This is a genomic window from Streptomyces genisteinicus (genome assembly GCF_014489615.1).
GTDB lineage: Bacteria > Actinomycetota > Actinomycetes > Streptomycetales > Streptomycetaceae > Streptomyces > Streptomyces genisteinicus.
This window is the reverse complement of the sequence record NZ_CP060825.1, coordinates 3,160,325-3,176,093: the sequence shown is the minus strand read 5'-3', so window position 1 is coordinate 3,176,093 and position 15,769 is coordinate 3,160,325. Positions and strand designations below refer to the sequence as shown.

At 75.1% G+C, this 15,769-nt stretch carries 10 protein-coding genes; 4 read left to right on the top strand and 6 right to left on the bottom strand.

What is annotated here, in order from left to right; all coding sequences use genetic code 11:
- Positions 1 to 33 precede the first annotated feature (33 nt).
- From IAG43_RS13790 to IAG43_RS13780, 3 genes are all read right to left on the bottom strand, one after another.
- Positions 34 to 1,257: a Cmx/CmrA family chloramphenicol efflux MFS transporter gene (locus tag IAG43_RS13790; RefSeq protein ID WP_187744447.1), complete on the bottom strand. Its 1,224-nt coding sequence runs from the start codon at positions 1,255 to 1,257 to the stop codon at positions 34 to 36.
- An 88-nt stretch (positions 1,258 to 1,345) separates the two neighbouring features.
- The gene (locus IAG43_RS13785) at positions 1,346 to 2,047 is read right to left on the bottom strand and encodes an HD domain-containing protein (RefSeq protein WP_187741048.1); all 702 of its coding nucleotides are present in this window, start codon (positions 2,045 to 2,047) and stop codon (positions 1,346 to 1,348) included.
- A gap of 244 nt (positions 2,048 to 2,291) precedes the next feature.
- Positions 2,292 to 4,562 carry a heavy metal translocating P-type ATPase gene (locus IAG43_RS13780; RefSeq protein ID WP_187741047.1) on the bottom strand — a complete coding sequence of 757 codons (2,271 nt, stop codon included), beginning with the start codon at positions 4,560 to 4,562 and terminating at the stop codon, positions 2,292 to 2,294.
- Positions 4,563 to 4,812: 250 nt separating this feature from the next.
- Here IAG43_RS13780 and IAG43_RS13775 point away from each other — a divergent pair, with 250 nt between their 5' ends.
- Positions 4,813 to 5,511 (top strand): copper homeostasis protein CutC, encoded by a 699-nt coding sequence (locus tag IAG43_RS13775; RefSeq protein WP_187741046.1) that lies wholly within the window; start codon positions 4,813 to 4,815, stop codon positions 5,509 to 5,511.
- Between the two features lie 514 nt (positions 5,512 to 6,025).
- On the opposite strand, the gene IAG43_RS13770 is transcribed toward IAG43_RS13775, so the two are convergent.
- Positions 6,026 to 8,110, bottom strand: coding sequence for a HelD family protein (locus tag IAG43_RS13770; RefSeq protein ID WP_425508598.1), 2,085 nt, complete (start codon positions 8,108 to 8,110; stop codon positions 6,026 to 6,028).
- Positions 8,111 to 8,456: 346 nt separating this feature from the next.
- On the opposite strand from IAG43_RS13770, the gene IAG43_RS13765 reads away from it, so the two are divergent.
- The gene (locus IAG43_RS13765) at positions 8,457 to 8,657 is read left to right on the top strand and encodes a hypothetical protein (protein ID WP_187741045.1); all 201 of its coding nucleotides are present in this window, start codon (positions 8,457 to 8,459) and stop codon (positions 8,655 to 8,657) included.
- Positions 8,658 to 8,692: 35 nt separating this feature from the next.
- Here the strand turns inward: IAG43_RS13765 and IAG43_RS13760 are convergent, their stop codons facing one another.
- Complete coding sequence (locus tag IAG43_RS13760) at positions 8,693 to 10,348, bottom strand: DNA repair helicase XPB (protein ID WP_187741044.1); 1,656 nt, start codon at positions 10,346 to 10,348, stop codon at positions 8,693 to 8,695.
- Between the two features lie 159 nt (positions 10,349 to 10,507).
- On the opposite strand from IAG43_RS13760, the gene IAG43_RS13755 reads away from it, so the two are divergent.
- Both IAG43_RS13755 and IAG43_RS13750 read left to right on the top strand, forming a co-directional pair.
- The gene (locus tag IAG43_RS13755; RefSeq protein ID WP_187741043.1) at positions 10,508 to 11,404 is read left to right on the top strand and encodes an alpha/beta fold hydrolase; all 897 of its coding nucleotides are present in this window, start codon (positions 10,508 to 10,510) and stop codon (positions 11,402 to 11,404) included.
- 137 nt (positions 11,405 to 11,541) lie between these two features.
- Entirely contained in the window at positions 11,542 to 13,086 is a 1,545-nt protein-coding gene (locus tag IAG43_RS13750; protein ID WP_187741042.1) for a class I adenylate-forming enzyme family protein, read from the top strand.
- A gap of 60 nt (positions 13,087 to 13,146) precedes the next feature.
- Here the strand turns inward: IAG43_RS13750 and IAG43_RS13745 are convergent, their stop codons facing one another.
- Complete coding sequence (locus IAG43_RS13745; protein ID WP_425508597.1) at positions 13,147 to 15,735, bottom strand: helicase-associated domain-containing protein; 2,589 nt, start codon at positions 15,733 to 15,735, stop codon at positions 13,147 to 13,149.
- Positions 15,736 to 15,769: the final 34 nt, after the last annotated feature.

Sequence of the window (15,769 nt, the reverse complement as noted above, 5' to 3'; positions counted from 1 at the left end):
CCCCGTGCGAGGCCGGATGCGGCCGGGGCCGGGTCAGTCGGTGGAGCGGAGGGACACGGGCGAGGCCGCCTCGGCGGGTGACAGGGCTCCCTTGGAACCCGTCACCACGCGGGAGCGGCTGTGCAGCCGAAGGGAGACGGCGACCAGCACGATCGCCACCAGCGTCATCCCCGCCCCCGCCCAGGCGGTCGACGCGAAACCGAGCCCCGCGTCGATCACCGTGCCGCCCAGCCACGGGCCGCCCGTGTTGCCCAGGTTGAACGCCGCCGTCGTCGTCGCGCCGGCCAGCGTCGGGGCGGCACCCGCCACGTTGAACATCCGCGCGTTGAGCGCGGGCGCCGTGTAGAACGCGGAGACGCCGAGCAGGAACGACAGCACGATCACCGCCACCGGGCTGGAGGCGAGGAGCGCGAGCGCGACCAGCAGCACGGTGGAGGCGGCGGTGCCGGAGAGCAGCACGCCGAAGAGGTGGGCGTCCGCCACCCGCCCGCCGACAGTCGTGCCGACCAGCGCGCCGAGCCCGAACAGCGCCAGCACCGTCGGGACCCACCCGTCCGGGAGCCCGGCCACATCGGTGAGCAGCGGCGCCAGATACGAGAACGCGCAGAACACGCCGCCCGCCGCGAGCGCGGTCACGGCGATCGACAGCCACACCTGCCGGTCGCGGTAGATCGACAGCTCGCCCTTCAGCCGCGGCCGCCGCTCGGGCAGCGGGATGCGCGGGATCAGCGCCGCCACGCCGACGAGGGCGACCGCGGACGCCGCGCCCACCGCCCAGAACGCCGAGCGCCAGCCCAGGTGCTCGCCGAGGAAGGCGCCCGCCGGCACGCCCAGCACGTTGGCGATCGACAGCCCGCCGATCATCACGGCCAGCGCCCGGGCCCGCGAGGTCGTCGGCACCATGGCGATGGCGACGGCCGCGCCCACGGCCCAGAAGCCGGCGCAGGCGAGAGCGCTGATGACGCGGGAGGCGAAGAGGACCTCGTACGTCGGTGCCAGCGCACCCGCGACCTGCCCCGCACCGAACACGGTGATCAGCGCGACGAGCGTGGTCTTGCGCGGGAGCCGCAGCGTCGCGACGGCGAGCAGCGGGGCGCCCACCACCATGCCGATGGCGAACGCGGAGATCAGCAGCCCGGCGCTCGGGATGGACACGTCCATGTCCTCGGCGATCGGCTCCAGCAGCCCCGAGAGCATGAACTCGCTGGTCCCGAGTGCGAAGACGGACAGGCCGAGGATGTAGACGGCGAGCGGCATGCGGGCGCCGGCGGGTCGTGCGGAAGGATCGGGCATGACAGGTGCCAACGACGTCGTCGTACCTGTCATTCCCCGGCGCCGGGCCGTCTCACGATGCGGCCAGCAGCTCCAGCTCGACGGTGAGGTTGTGCCGCGCGGCCCGCTCCCACTGCTCGCGCCCGTACGGCGTCCGGAACAGCGCGGGCAGGGCGAGGAGCTGTCGCAGCACCGCCGCCCGGCCGTCGCGGAACGCCTCCTCGGGCACGAAGGCGTACTCCTCCCGCACGGCGGCCGCGTAGGCGGCGTACGCCTGCGGGGGCGCGGCGAGGATCGCGAGGTCGGCGTCGCAGAGGACCTCGCCGTCGGCGTCGCCGGGAGCGGGGTCGTGGGTGACGGTGAGCCGGACCAGCCGGGCGACCTCGGCGGTGCGCCGCTCGTCGACGCCCAGCTCGGCGAGCGCCCGCTCGGCCAGGCGGGCGGAGCGCTCCTCGTTCTCGGAGCGGTCCGGCAGGTAGACGGCGTCGTGGAACCAGGCCGCGAGGCGGACGGCCGCGGGGTCGTGGGCATGGTCCGCGATCTCGTCGATCCGGTCGAGGACCGCGAGCAGGTGGTCGGTGGTGTGGTAGCGCCGCTGCAGTTCGGCCCAGCGGGCGAGCAGCGAATCGGCGTACCGGTGGTCGGGGTCGGGGTCGGGGTCGGGGCCGGGGTGCCCGGGCCGGCCCGTGCCGCCCACGTCGAGGGCGTCGAGCAGGGTGGTGCGCCAGCGCGTGCGGAGGGCGTCGTGGGCGGGGTGCGCGGGGAGGGCGGGCATGCGCCCATTGTGCCGCCGACGGGGGGCGGCTCAGCGGGGTGCGGGGGCCTCGGGAGCCTTCCAGCCCCGCCGGAGCGGGGGCTCGGCCTGCGGCCGTGTCCTCGATCGCCGGACGGGCCGCGTCCTCGCCGGACGGGCCGGGTCCTCGGTGAAACGGAGGCGCCCCCGTGAAGGCGCCCCGTGACGGAGGCGCCCCCCCCCGGGAGGGAGGCGCCTCGGTCGGCGGGTGGGGCGGCTGCGGCTCTCAGCCCGTCGGGCGGAAGCCCCGCAGGCGCAGCGAGTTCCCGACGACGAACACCGAGGAGAACGCCATCGCCGCCCCCGCGATCATCGGGTTCAGCAGGCCCGCCGCGGCCAGCGGCAGCGCCGCCACGTTGTAGGCGAAGGCCCAGAAGAGGTTGGTCCGGATGGTGCCGAGGGTGCGGCGGGAGAGCCGGATCGCGTCGGCGGCGGCGTTCAGGTCGCCGCGGACCAGCGTCAGGTCGCCCGCCTCGATCGCGGCGTCGGTGCCGGTGCCCATCGCGAGCCCGAGGTCGGCGGTGGCGAGCGCGGCGGCGTCGTTGACCCCGTCGCCGACCATGGCGACGCTGCGTCCCTCGGACTGGAGGCGGCGGACGACGTCCACCTTGTCCTCGGGCATGACCTCCGCGACCACCTCGTCGATGCCGACCTCCGCGGCGACCGCCTCCGCGACGGTCCGGTTGTCGCCGGTGAGCAGGATCGGGGTGAGCCCGAGGGCGCGCAGCCTGCGGACGGCTTCGGCGCTGGTGTCCTTGACGGCGTCGGCGACCTCCAGGACGGCGCGGGCCTCGCCGTCCCAGGCGACGGCGATCGCGGTCCGCCCGGCGCGCTCCGCCTCCTGCTTGGCGGCGGCGAGCTCCGGGGTGAGCTCCATCGCCCAGTCCCCGAGCAGCTTCTCCCGCCCGACGAGCACCGCGTGCCCCTCGACGACGCCCTGCACGCCGAGGCCGGGCACGTTGGCGAAGTCCTCGGGGGCGGGCAGGGTGCCGACGCGCTCGGCGGCTCCGGCGGCGACGGCCCGGGCGACGGGGTGCTCCGAGGCGTTCTCCAGCGCGCCGGCCAGGCGCAGCACCTCGTCCTCGGTGACGCCCTCGGCGGTGCGGACGGCGAGCAGGGTCATCCGGCCGGTGGTGACGGTGCCGGTCTTGTCGAGCACGATCGTGTCGACGGCGCGGGTGGTCTCCAGCACCTCGGGTCCCTTGATCAGGATGCCGAGCTGGGCGCCGCGCCCGGTGCCGACCATCAGCGCGGTCGGGGTGGCCAGTCCCAGGGCGCAGGGGCAGGCGATGATCAGGACGGCGACGGCGGCGGTGAACGCGGCGGTCAGCCCGGAGCCGTTGCCGAGCCAGAAGCCGAGGGTCGCGAGGGCGAGGCCGATGACGACGGGGACGAAGACGGCCGAGATCCGGTCGGCGAGGCGCTGGGCGGCGGCCTTGCCGTTCTGCGCGTCCTCGACGAGCTTGGCCATCCGGGCGAGCTGGGTGTCGGAGCCGACGCGGGTGGCCTCGACGACGAGCCGGCCGCCGGCGTTCAGGGTGGCGCCGGTGACGGTGTCGCCCACGGAGACCTCCACGGGCACGGACTCCCCGGTCAGCATCGACGCGTCGATCGCGGAGGACCCCTCGACGACGGTGCCGTCGGTGGCGATCTTCTCGCCGGGGCGGACCAGGAAGCGCGTCCCGACCGTGAGCTCGGACGTCGGGACGGTCACCTCGCGGCCGCCGCGCAGGACGGTGACCTCCTTCGCGCCGAGTTCCAGCAGCGCCCGCAGGGCCGCTCCCGCCTTGCGCTTGGAGCGCGCCTCGAACCAGCGCCCGGCCAGGATGAACGCGGTGACGCCGGCCGCGGCCTCCAGGTAGATGTTCCCGGCGCCGTCGCTGCGGGCGACGGTGAACTCGAAGGGGTGGGTCATGCCCGGGGTGCCGGCGGTGCCGAAGAAGAGCGCCCACAGGGACCACAGGAAGGCCGCCGAGGTGCCGACGGAGATCAGGGTGTCCATGGTGGCGGCGCCGTGGCGGGCGTTGGTGAAGGCGGCGCGGTGGAAGGGCCAGGCCGCGTAGGTGACGACGGGGGCCGCGAGGGTGAGGCTCAGCCACTGCCAGTACTCGAACTGGAACGCCGGGACCATGGCCATCGCGATCACGGGCACGGAGAGGACGACGGCGGTGACCAGGCGCTGCCGCAGGGGCGTGAGCTCGTCCGGCTCCTCGGCGGGACTCCCGCCGTCCTGGTCCTGTGCGGGGCGCACGGGGGCGGGCTCGTGGGCGGAGTAGCCGGTCTTCTCGACGGTCGCGATGAGATCCGCCACGTCGACGCCGTCGGCGAAGGAGACCTTCGCCTTCTCGGTCGCGTAGTTGACGGTGGCCTCGACGCCGTCCATGCGGTTGAGCTTCTTCTCGATGCGGGCCGCGCAGGAGGCACACGTCATGCCGCCGATGGCGAGCTCTACCTCGCGGGCTTCGCTGGTGGCCGGGTGTGCGGCTGCGGTCGGCATCTCCGGTGCTCCTTCGTCGGTCTCGAATCCTACTGCGAGGATACCCCCTGGGGGTATCTTGCACCTCTTGTATACCCCCTCCCTGTATATGGCGCAAGCATCGACGGGGAATCCGAGGGGTGAGGAGGCCGCGCACTGCTGCCTGGGAGGCCGATGGGCATTAGGGTGGACATTGGACTAGACCTGTCGGGCGGGCTCGCACCGGAGCCGCGCCGCACCGTCAGCCGTACTTCCTGGAGGAATGGGCCCCATGAGCAACCGTGCACTCCTTGAGGTGATCGCCCTCGACGCGGAGGACGCGGTCGCCGCCCGGGCCGGGGGAGCCGACCGCCTGGAACTGGTCACCGACATGGCGGCCGACGGCCTGACCCCGCCGACCGCGACCTTCCGCGGCATCCGCGCCGCCGTGGACATCCCGCTGCGCGTGATGCTCCGCCTCACCGACGGATTCGCCGCCGGCGGTCCCGGCGACGTCGACACGCTCGTGCGCACCGCGTCGGAACTGCGGGACGCGGGAGCGGACGAGTTCGTCCTCGGATTCCTCGACGACCACGGTCTGCCCGACCTGGTCACCGTCGAGCGCCTGGTCGCCGTCCTCGACGGCTGCCACTGGACGTTCCACCGCGCCATCGACCGGGCCGCCGACCGCGACGCGCTGCGCAAGCAGCTCGCGGACGTCCCCGGCCTGGACACGTACCTGACGGCCGGCTCCCCGGCCGGAGTCGACGACGGGCTGCCGACGCTGGTCGCCGAGGCCGCGCGGCACGACGATCCGGGCTACGAGCCGACCCTGCTGGTCGGCGGCGGCCTCCGCCTGGAGCACGTTCCCGGACTGCGCCGGGCCGGCCTCACCGCCTTCCACATCGGCGGCGCCGCCCGCCCCTCCGGCTGGTCCGCCCCCGTCTGCGCCGACGCGGTCCGCGCCTGGCGCGAGGCCCTCGACGCGTAGCCCTCGGGCGGGCGGCGTGCGTGCCGGGGGGACGTCCGGGGCGGGACGCGACCGGACCGCCGGTCCGCCCGGGGGCCGTTCCTCCCGGTCCGGGCGCGCCTGCCGTGTGAGCCGGCGTGCGGGCTGCGGGTCCGCGGCCCCGGGGGCCGTTCCGCTGGTGTCCCCGCAGACGTGCGCGCCTGCGGGGACGGGTGGCGGCCGTTCCGCCGGCGCTCCGCCGGCGTGCACCGAGCCCATCCGCTGGTGGGCTCGCTCGCAGGCGTGCGCCGAGCCCTTCCCGCGCAGCCGGCCGGCCGCACCCCAGGGCCGGGCGGGCGGCGGATGTGCGACGGATGTACCGGCCGAAGACGTGTCGGGCCCTCCCCTCCGGCACATCCACGTCCACGCCCCGGTGCCCGCGCGGCCTCGTCGCCCCGCGCCGCTCTCCCTCCGGGCGCGGCACCGCGGGGTGCGACCGCCGGGCGCGGGCGGTGGCCGCGTCACCGGCGCCCGCGGCGGCGGCCGCGCACCGCCCTCAGGCGAGCTGTACGGGCAGCGGTGCCGCGTGGAGGACGGCGAGGCCGGAGACCGCCCTCGTCAGGGCCACGTAGAGACGGCGGAGGCCGGTGCGCTCGTCGGGTTCCCCCGCCACGACCGCGGCCGGCTCGTCGAGGACCACGTAGTCGTACTCCAGGCCCTTCGCCAGGGACGCGGGCACCAGCGTCAGACGGGACTCGGCCGTCGTCTCCTCGCCCGGGGCGAGGTACGGCATGCCCGCGGCGGTGAGCGCCGCCGCCAGCGCCGCGATCCGGCCGTCCGCCGCGATCAAACCGGTCGAACCCTCGCGGCGGAGCGACGCCGCGCACGCCGCGACGACGGCCGCGTCCAGCTCCGCCGCCCCGCCGACCGCGTCGACCGTCAGCGAGCCGGGGTTCTCGCGCACCGAGGAGACCGGCGCCAGCCCGGGAGACATGTGCGGCAGCAGACGGGAGGCGTAGGCGATCACCTCACGCGGGACGCGGAAACCCGCGGTCAGCTCCTCGACCACGGCCTCCGGCTTCCCCAGGTGCTCCAGCGCCTGGGCCCACGAGCCCGTCGCCCACGGCGTCGTGCCCTGCGCCAGGTCGCCGAGAACCGTCGCCGAACCGGTCGAGCACCGGCGCCCCACCGCGCGGTACTGCATGGGGGAGAGGTCCTGCGCCTCGTCGAGCACGACGTGGCCCAGCGAATGCGTGCGCTGCACCAGGTCGTTCGCCTCGTCGATCAGCACCGCGTCCGCCGCCGACCACTGCGCCGACTTCACGCTCCGCGGCGGCTTCGCCATCAGGATCGCGGCCTGCTCGCCGGCGTCGAGGACGCCCTCCGCGTGCGCCGCGAGGAAGCCGGCGTCCGACAGCAGCCGGAGCACCAGCTTCGCCGGGTCGACCGGCGGCCAGATCGCCTTCACCGCCGCCTTGACCGCCGTGTTGCGGGCCACCGCGTCCTGCACGCGGTCGTCGGGCGCCTCGCCGGACTGCTCCATGCGCACCAGCACGGCGTGCGCGATCCGCTGCGGCAGCGCCTCGCGTGCGGCGCCGTAGCGGATGTCCCGGTCCAGCAACTCGCGGACGATCTCCTCCAGTTCGTACGCGGGAATCCGCCAGCGCCGCGACCCCCGGACGACCACCACCGGCTCGGCCGGCAGCGTCACGTGCGAGCGGACCGCCCGCCGCAGGACCTGCGCCATCCTGGCGTCGCCCTTCACGACCGCGGCCGCCGCACCGTCCGCGCCGCGCACCTCGACGTGGGCGACCAGGTCGTCGACGGTGGCCTGCTTCACCTCCAGCTCGCCGAGGGCGGGCAGGACCTGCTCGATGTAGTGCAGGAAGGACCGGTTCGGCCCGATGACCAGCGTGCCCGTGCGGGCCAGGCGCTCCCGGTGCGCGTAGAGCAGGTACGCCACCCGGTGCAGGCCCACGGCCGTCTTCCCGGTGCCCGGACCGCCCTGCACGCAGACCGAGCCGGACAGCCCGCTGCGGACGATCTCGTCCTGCTCGGGCTGGATGGTCGCCACGATGTCCCGCATGGGTCCCACGCGCGGCCGTTCGATCTCCGCCTGGAGCAGCTTCGAGGTCTGTTCGGCCTCCGCGGGATCGGTCAGGTGCTCGTCCTCGTACGCGGTGAGCTCCCCGCCCGTGTAGCCGAAGCGCCGCCGCAGCCCCACGTCCAGGGGGTCCTTGCGGGAGGCCCGGTAGAACGGCTGCGAGACGGGAGCGCGCCAGTCGACGACCATCGGGTCGCCCTCGGCGTCGTGCACATGGCGGCGCCCGATGTAGAAGCTCTGGCCCTCCTGGGCGGTGTGGAGGTAGTCGAGGCGGCCGAAGAACAGGGGCGTGTGCGCGAGATCGGCCAGCGCCCGGACCCGTTCGCCGATCTGCGCCTCCAGCACCGCCGCGTTGACCCAGTTCGCGGTGACGTCCTTGATGTCGAGCGACTGGACGTCCTCGCGCATCGCACGCAGTGCCGACCGGGAGGCCGCCAGATGCGCGCGTTCACGGCCGAGCGGACCGCCGTCGGGCTGCGGGTCGGGGGAGGACGCGGCGGAGGCCGGCGTCGGGGGTGCGGGGACGTGCGCGGGCACGGGTTGCCTCCGGACTGGGTGCTTCGTGATCACGAACAAGGCGGACCGGCCGGTTTCCGTCCGGGCGGCGGCGCTCCTCGGCGGGAGGCGGGAGAGGCCCCGGCCGCGGCCGGGGCAAGCTCGCGATTGTAGTCAGCGCCCCGGAGCCGCGCGAACGGTTTTCCGCGGGCGGCCGGGCAGCCGGGCAGCCGGGCATCCGGGCGGCCCCGGGGGGACTCGGGGTCGCGCCTCCTCCCTGATAGGGACCCGGCGGGGGCGGCGTCTGTCCCGAGTCGTACGCGGCACCACCCGCGGTTCGGTCCACGGGCCGATGCTCCGTACGGGTGAGAAGAGCCACCATGGAGACATGAGCACAGCGACCTTCACCCCAGGCACCCCGGCCTCCGGCGGCGCCCCGCACCGCGGTGCCACCGCCACCGGAAGCGTCTCCCACCCCCGCCACCGCGTCGGCAACGCGCTGCGCGCGGTCAAGGTCTTCGCCGAGACCGTGTTCTCGGTGGCGGTTCTCGGCGAGTACGCGCAGGAGGCGGGCGTGCGCCGCCGCTGACCCCGCCCGGGGCCGCGGCGCCGCAGGCCCGCGCGTCAGGCCGGTTCGCCCGAGTCCGCCAGCAGATCGTCCGCGTCGACGATCCGGTACGCGTAGCCCTGCTCCGCCAGGAACCGCTGCCGGTGGGCGGCGAAGTCCTGGTCGATCGTGTCGCGGGCGACCACCGAGTAGAAGTGCGCCTTGTGCCCGTCCGCCTTCGGACGCAGCACCCGCCCCAGCCGCTGGGCCTCCTCCTGGCGGGACCCGAAGGTGCCGGAGACCTGGATGGCGATCGTGGCCTCCGGCAGGTCGATCGAGAAGTTCGCGACCTTGGACACCACCAGCACGCTGATCTCGCCGTTGCGGAACGCGTCGAACAGCTTCTCGCGCTGCGAGTTCGGCGTCTCGCCCTTGATGACCGGGGCGTCCAGGTGCTCACCGAGCTCGTCGAGCTGGTCGATGTACTGGCCGATGACGAGGATCTGCTGGCCCGCGTGCTTGCGCACCAGCCGCTCGGTCACCTTCCGCTTGGTCGCCGTCGTCGCGCAGAAGCGGTACTTCTCCTCCGTCTCGGCCGTCGCGTACGCGAGGCGCTCCGAGTCGGTGAGGTTGACCCGGACCTCGACGCAGTCCGCGGGCGCGATGTAGCCCTGCGCCTCGATCTCCTTCCACGGGGCGTCGAAGCGCTTGGGGCCGATCAGCGAGAAGACGTCCGACTCCCGGCCGTCCTCGCGCACCAGCGTCGCGGTCAGGCCGAGCCGCCGCCGCGCCTGGAGGTCGGCGGTGAACTTGAACACCGGCGCGGGCAGCAGATGCACCTCGTCGTAGACGATCAGGCCCCAGTCACGGGAGTCGAAGAGCTCCAGGTGCGGGTAGACGCCCTTCCGCCGGGTCGTCAGCACCTGGTAGGTGGCGATGGTGACCGGGCGGATCTCCTTCTTCGTGCCGCTGTACTCGCCGATCTCGTCCTCGGTGAGCGTCGTCCGCTTCACCAGCTCGTGCTTCCACTGCCGGGCCGAGACGGTGTTGGTGACGAGGATCAGCGTCGTCGCCTTCGCCTGCGCCATCGCGCCCGCGCCCACGAGGGTCTTGCCCGCGCCGCACGGCAGGACGACGACACCCGAACCGCCGTGCCAGAAGCCCTCCACGGCCTGGGTCTGGTACGGGCGCAGCGCCCAGCCGTCCTCGGCCAGGTCGATGCGGTGGGCCTCGCCGTCCACGTAGCCGGCCAGGTCCTCGGCGGGCCAGCCCAGCTTCAGCAGCGTCTGCTTGATCTGCCCCCGCTCGGAGGGGTGCACGGCCACCGTGTCCGGGTCGATCCGGGTGCCGACCAGCGGCTGGATCTTCTTGGACCGCAGGATCTCCTCCAGCACCGGGCGGTCGGTGGTGGTGAGGACGAGCCCGTGGGTGGGGTGCTTGCTGAGCGTGAGGCGGCCGTAGCGGGCCATCGTCTCGGCGATGTCGACGAGCAGCGCGTGCGGCACGGGGTAGCGCGAGTACTCGACCAGCGCGTCCACCACCTGCTCGGCGTCGTGCCCGGCGGCCCGCGCGTTCCACAGACCGAGCGGAGTGACCCGGTAGGTGTGGATGTGCTCGGGGGCGCGCTCCAGTTCGGCGAAGGGCGCGATGACCCGGCGGCAGGCGTCGGCCAGTTCGTGGTCGACTTCGAGGAGTAGCGTCTTGTCGCTCTGGACGATGAGGGGACCGTTCACGCCTGCGCCCTTTCGGTTCGAGCCTTCGACGAGGCCAAACCTCCAGTGTGCCGCACGATCGCCTCCCGCGGGGCCGGGCGGCGCCACCCCCGCGTGCGCCGTTCCGGTGCCGGGCCGTCGCCGGTGTGACCTGGCACCGGTTTCGCCGGTTAGCCGATCATGAACGCTGACCAGGTGCGCCGCTTCACCTACGACGGCTTCGGCTACCGCTGCCGGATCGTGGAGAACCCCGCACCGCTGACCGAGCCGATCGTCGTCGTCGGGGGCGCCTTCCAGGACATGCACGCCTTCCGGCGGCTGGAGGGGCCGTGGGCCGCCTCGTCGACGCTGATCAACGTGGAACTGCCCGGCTCCGGAGCGGCCGACGCGCTGCCCGCCTCCCACGGCTTCGAATTCCTCTCCGACGTCCTGATCCACCTCCTGGACGGTCTGGGCCTGGCCAGGGCCAACCTGTTCGGTGCCTCGTACGGCGCGCCCGTCGTCTACGGCGTGGCCCAGGAGCGGCCCGAGCGGGTGGCCCGCATGGCCCTGTTCGGTGTCGCCCCGCGGTATCCGGACGCCGGGCTCCGGGCCCTGCGCGCCCTGGTGGACGCGCTGGAGGCCGGCGACACGGAGGCCTACGCCCGGCTGATCGTCGCCGCACTGGTGCCCCCGGCCGACCGCAGGATCCGCAACCGTCCATCGGTCACGAAGCTGCTCACCCTGGTCATGGGGGCGGTGACGCCCGACGAGATCCCGCGGCACATCGCCTCGACGCTCCGTCTGATCGAGTGGAAGGGGCTGCGGCCGGGCGGCATCGGGGGAGTTCCGGCGCTCTGCTTCACCGGCGAGCACGATCCGCTGACCTGCCCCGGTCTGGGGCGCGAGGCGGCCGCCACCATCGAGGGCGCCGTGTTCACGATGATCCGCGAGGCCGGCCATCTGCCCGTCCTGGAACGGCCCCGGGAGTTCGCCGACCTCGTGGCGCGCTTCTTCACCGACCGCCCCCTGCACGACCTGCCCTACACCACCCCGCTGGAGAGGCAGCCCCTCCCCGCCGGGACCGGGGCCCTGTAGCGGACACCCTCCCGATCCCGGGGAGAGCCGCCGACGCACCGACCGCCGCGGCCGGCCCGGGGCGCACCGGCCGCCGCCCCGGCCGGCCACCGCACCCCCGCATCCCCGCCGCCACCCACTCACCACCGGAGACGACCATGACCGACGCGCGGACGGCGGCGGACCCCCGTCCCTTCGTCAGCTACGCCGAGCAGATCCTCGACACCCTCGCGCACGAGCCCGGGCGGCCGGCGGTGACGGCTGTCGACGGCCGGCGGCTCACCGCCGGGGCCTTCCTCGCGGCCACCTGCCGGCTCGCCCGGTGGCTGACCGGCCGCGGCATCGGTCCCGGGCAGACCGTCTGCCTGCTCACGGGCAACACCCCCGAGGCGCTGTACGCCCGGTACGCGGCGAATCTGGCCGGCGCCCGCGTGGTCCACCTCTACGAGCGCCTGCCCGCCGGGACGCTCGCCCACATCGTGGAGAGCGTCGGGCCACGGCTGCTCCTGGCCGACTCCACCAGGGGCGGGGACCTCGACCGGCTGCTGCCGCTCGTCCGGGTCCCCGAGGCGGGGACCCTGGGCCCGGGACGCCACGGCGACGACGTGGTCGCCGCGTCCGCCGGTCTCGACGCGTCGCCCTTCCCCTCGCCGGCCGGCCCCGACGACGACTGGTGCATCCGCCACACCGGAGGCACCACGGGCGTTCCCAAGGGCCTTCAGATGAGGCACGGCCCCTACCTCCGCAGCCTCGATCACCTGCGCGAACCCGCCGGCCCGCCGCCCCGCCATCTGGTCTCCACTCCTCTCAGCCATGTCGCCGGGCTCTGCTGCGACCTGGCGTTCCTCGACGGCGGATCGGTCGTCCTGCAGCGCTCCTTCGAACCCGGCGAGGTGCTCCGCGCCGTCGAGCGGGAGCGGATCACCCACCTGTGGCTCCTGCCGCCCCTGCTGCACCAGCTGCTGGACCACCCCGCGCTCCCCACCACCGACGTGTCCTCGCTCCGCCGCGTCACCTACGGCGGCAGCCCCGCCTCGGCGGCGAGACTGCGGCAGGCCGCCGAGGTCCTCGGACCGGTGCTCCACGGCTGGTACGGGCAGACCGAGACCCTCGGCCTCACCGAGGTGCACGCGGACGAGCACGAGGTGACGGGCCGTCATGGACAGATCACCGTGGGCCGCCCCATGCCCGGTGTCGAGATCGTCGTCCGCGACGACCGGGGCGAAGCGGTGGCGGCCGGCACGGAGGGCGAGATCCACGCCCGCACCCCCGCCATGATGAGCGGCTACTGGAAGCAGCCGGAGCTCACCGACCGCGTGCTCAGGGACGGGTGGGTCCGCACCGGGGACGTCGGCTACCTCGACGACCGCGGCTACCTCTTCCTCACCGACCGCGGCACCGATCTCCTCACCCTGGCCGGCCGGCAGGTCTCCCCCCGCGAGATCGAGGAACTGCTGCTCACCCACCCCGGAGTGGCCCGGTGCGCGGTCGTCGGCGTCCACGACAAGGAGGCGGTCCAGCGGATCCACGCCGTCGTCGTCACCGCGCCGGGCCACCGGCTCACCGCCGACGAACTCCACACCTTCGTCGCCGATCGCAAGGGCGGCGACCACGCACCCCACAGCGTGCGGTTCGCCGGGACCATCCCGCTGACCGCCGTCGGCAAGCCGGACCGGAACCTGCTCCGGCGGCAGCTCCGCTGAGACCGCGGGAGGACCGTCCGGGACCGTCCGGGACCGTTCGGGCCTGTCCGGGACCGGCCGTCAGTCCTCCACCAGCTCGGCGACGCCCGTGATGCGGTGCAGCGGATAGGTGCGGACCTCGTCCGCGGTGTGGTCGTACCCCGTCACGAAGCCGCCCTCCACCCGCACCGGGGCGATCACCCGCTGGCTGGCCGCGCCGTCCGCGTTCACGTAGCCGATCCACAGCGCGGAACCGGTCAGGGCGGCGGCCTGGACGGTCGCCAGGGTCTCGGCGGCCGTGGTGCGCGGCAGTTCGCCGTCGGCCGCCGACGGCGTGCCGGCCGGCGTGCCTGCCGGTCTGCGTTCGACCGTGGCCGCCAGGTCACCGGCCCGGATCGCCTTCACCGCCGCGCCCAGCAGCGTCCCGTCGGGCAGCGGGGGCCCGTCCGGGACGGGCACCGGAGCCGTCCTGGGGGGCGTACGCCGGGCGTGGGCGCGGGTGATCAGCACATCGCCCTCGGCCGACTCGGCGGCGGGGGCGTAACCGAGGGAGCGCAGCGCCTCCAGCAGCGCCGCCGGGTCCGTGCGGGCGGCGAGCACCGTGGGCGCGAGCCGGCGCAGGCCCAGCCCCTGGGAGCGCCTGTCCGCGAGGATCTCCCCGAGCACGGTCTCGTCGTCGCACCGCACGTAGGCGGAGGCGGCGCCGACGCGGAGATGGCCGTGCCGGCGGGCGACGTCGTCGATCAGGTAGCTGAGCGGCTGCGGCACCGGTGTGCGGGAGTGGGCGGTGAGGAAGGCGTGCAGGTCGGACGCGCTCCGGCCGGCGTCCAGCGCCCGGCGCACCGAGCCGGGGGTGAAGCGGTAGACCGTCGCGCCGCCCTTCGACTCGACGTCCGCGAGGACGGAGAGGGTCTCGGCCAGCGGGCGCTCCAGCGGGCCCGGCGCGACGGCCGTGAGGTCCGCCTGGAGCAGGACGTGGTCGAGCGGTTCGGGCAGCAGCGGCGTCAGCAGGGCGACGGCGTGCGCCCGGCGCGCGTCGGCTGTGGCGGTCACGGCGCCGCCCCCTGCGCCCGTGCCCGTACCCGAACCTGCGCCCGACCCGCCGCCCGTACCGGAACCGGAACCCGCGCCCGACCCGCCGCCGGTACCAGGCCCGCCGAGACCGGCGAGTGCCCGCGCGGGTGCCGCCAGCGCGCCGCGGCCCGTCACGCCGAGGAGTTCGGCCTCGGCCAGCGTCCACTCCGCCAGCCGCGCCCGCAGGTCCCGCGCGCCGGTGCCCTGGGCGTCACCGCGCAGCGGCCGCTCCCAGCGCAGCCGGTCCTGGAGCGAGCGCGCGTCGGGAGCGGCGCCCTCGGGCAGGGACGCCATCAGCGCGAGCACCCGGTGGCGCACCTCCGGGGCCGCCGAGCGGTCCAGCTCCGGGCCGAGCGCCGAGAGGGTGCGGCCCTTGGCGTCCTGGCCGCCGACCAGGCCCGGGGTGCGGGTCGCGGCCAGCCAGGCGGTCGCCAGCACCGCCCACCGTTCGGCGGCCGGCAGCTCCAGCCAGTCGTCGTACGCGGGCGTCGGGGCGTACCGTTCGTCCGCCTCGCCGTCCGAGGCCAGCAGGCCCGCCGCGTAGGCGAGTTCGAGCCAGAAGGCGGCGAGCTGCTCGGTGGTGTCGAGCGCCGCGGCGGTGCGCTTCAGGTCCCGTACGGACAGGCCCCCGGCGCGCAGCACCGCCGGACCGCCCTCGTGCCAGTCCTTCAGCAGGTCCTCGACGGTCGACAGGGCGGTGTGCGCCTGTCCGGCCGCCGCGCCGTCCACAGCCTGTGGGCGGCGCTCGGCCGCCACCAGCACCGCGGGCGGCGCCGGTTCCGGGGTGCGGTGCGCGCGGCCCGCCCGCAGATGGAGCGCCGCCTCGCGCGGCAGCACCACCGTCCGCGGCGACGCGGGCAGCAGGAGCCCGTGGTCCCGCAGCCACCGCACGGGCGGCGCGGGGGACGCGGTCACCTCGCCGTACGGCGGGCCCCAGACCAGCCGGTCCAGCACCGACAGCGCCTCGGACGGCGCCGTGTCCAGCAGCCGCGCCATCCGCTCCCGGTCCGTGAACAGCGCGGTCAGCGCGGCCACCGCCGACACGGGGTCATGGGTCGGCGGCAGGCCGAGCGCCGAGACGATCTCCTGGAGCCTGCCCGGCGACATGCCGGCCGTCGCCTCCGCCACGGTCGGTCCGAGGCCGGTGGGCGAGGGGCGGGTCGGCTGCGGCGCGAGCAGCTCCCGGGCGGTGCGCACCAGCCGGAGCCGGTCGTCCTCGCCCCACACCAGGGCCTGGCGCCGCAGTTCGCCGAGCGCGTCCGGAAGCGCCGCGGCGATCGCGGGGACCGGTTCGTCGCCGGTCAGCAGCCCGAGCAGTTCCTCGTACGGGGCCGGGTCGGACGCCACGGCCAGCGCCTCCGCGGTCTGGAGCGCGAACCGGTCGAGCCGCTCCAGCGCGCGCACCACGGACGCCCTGGTGCCGGCCCGGGTGGCGAGCTGGGTGACGTCGTTCGGTACCGGGCTCAGCAGATCGGGGCGTGCGCGCAGCAGCGCGGCCAGCTCCTCGTCGGCGCGGGCGCGCAGCGCCTCCGCGAGCGTGCGCGGCGCCGTACGGTCGGCGTGCGAGCCGCCACGTGAATCGGGCATCGTCCCCATCCGCCCCACGGTAGCCGCTGGAACGCTACCGTCG

Bases quoted from the DNA above. Each gene is read 5' to 3' on its own strand.
- IAG43_RS13790 (WP_187744447.1), bottom strand. From the start codon at position 1,257: ATGCCGCTCGCCGTCTACATCCTCGGCCTGTCCGTCTTCGCACTCGGG.
- IAG43_RS13785 (WP_187741048.1), bottom strand. From the start codon at position 2,047: ATGCCCGCCCTCCCCGCGCACCCCGCCCACGACGCCCTCCGCACGCGC.
- IAG43_RS13780 (WP_187741047.1), bottom strand. From the start codon at position 4,562: ATGCCGACCGCAGCCGCACACCCGGCCACCAGCGAAGCCCGCGAGGTA.
- IAG43_RS13775 (WP_187741046.1), top strand. From the start codon at position 4,813: ATGAGCAACCGTGCACTCCTTGAGGTGATCGCCCTCGACGCGGAGGAC.
- IAG43_RS13765 (WP_187741045.1), top strand. From the start codon at position 8,457: ATGAGCACAGCGACCTTCACCCCAGGCACCCCGGCCTCCGGCGGCGCC.
- IAG43_RS13755 (WP_187741043.1), top strand. From the start codon at position 10,508: ATGAACGCTGACCAGGTGCGCCGCTTCACCTACGACGGCTTCGGCTAC.
- IAG43_RS13750 (WP_187741042.1), top strand. From the start codon at position 11,542: ATGACCGACGCGCGGACGGCGGCGGACCCCCGTCCCTTCGTCAGCTAC.
- IAG43_RS13745 (WP_425508597.1), bottom strand. From the start codon at position 15,735: ATGGGGACGATGCCCGATTCACGTGGCGGCTCGCACGCCGACCGTACG.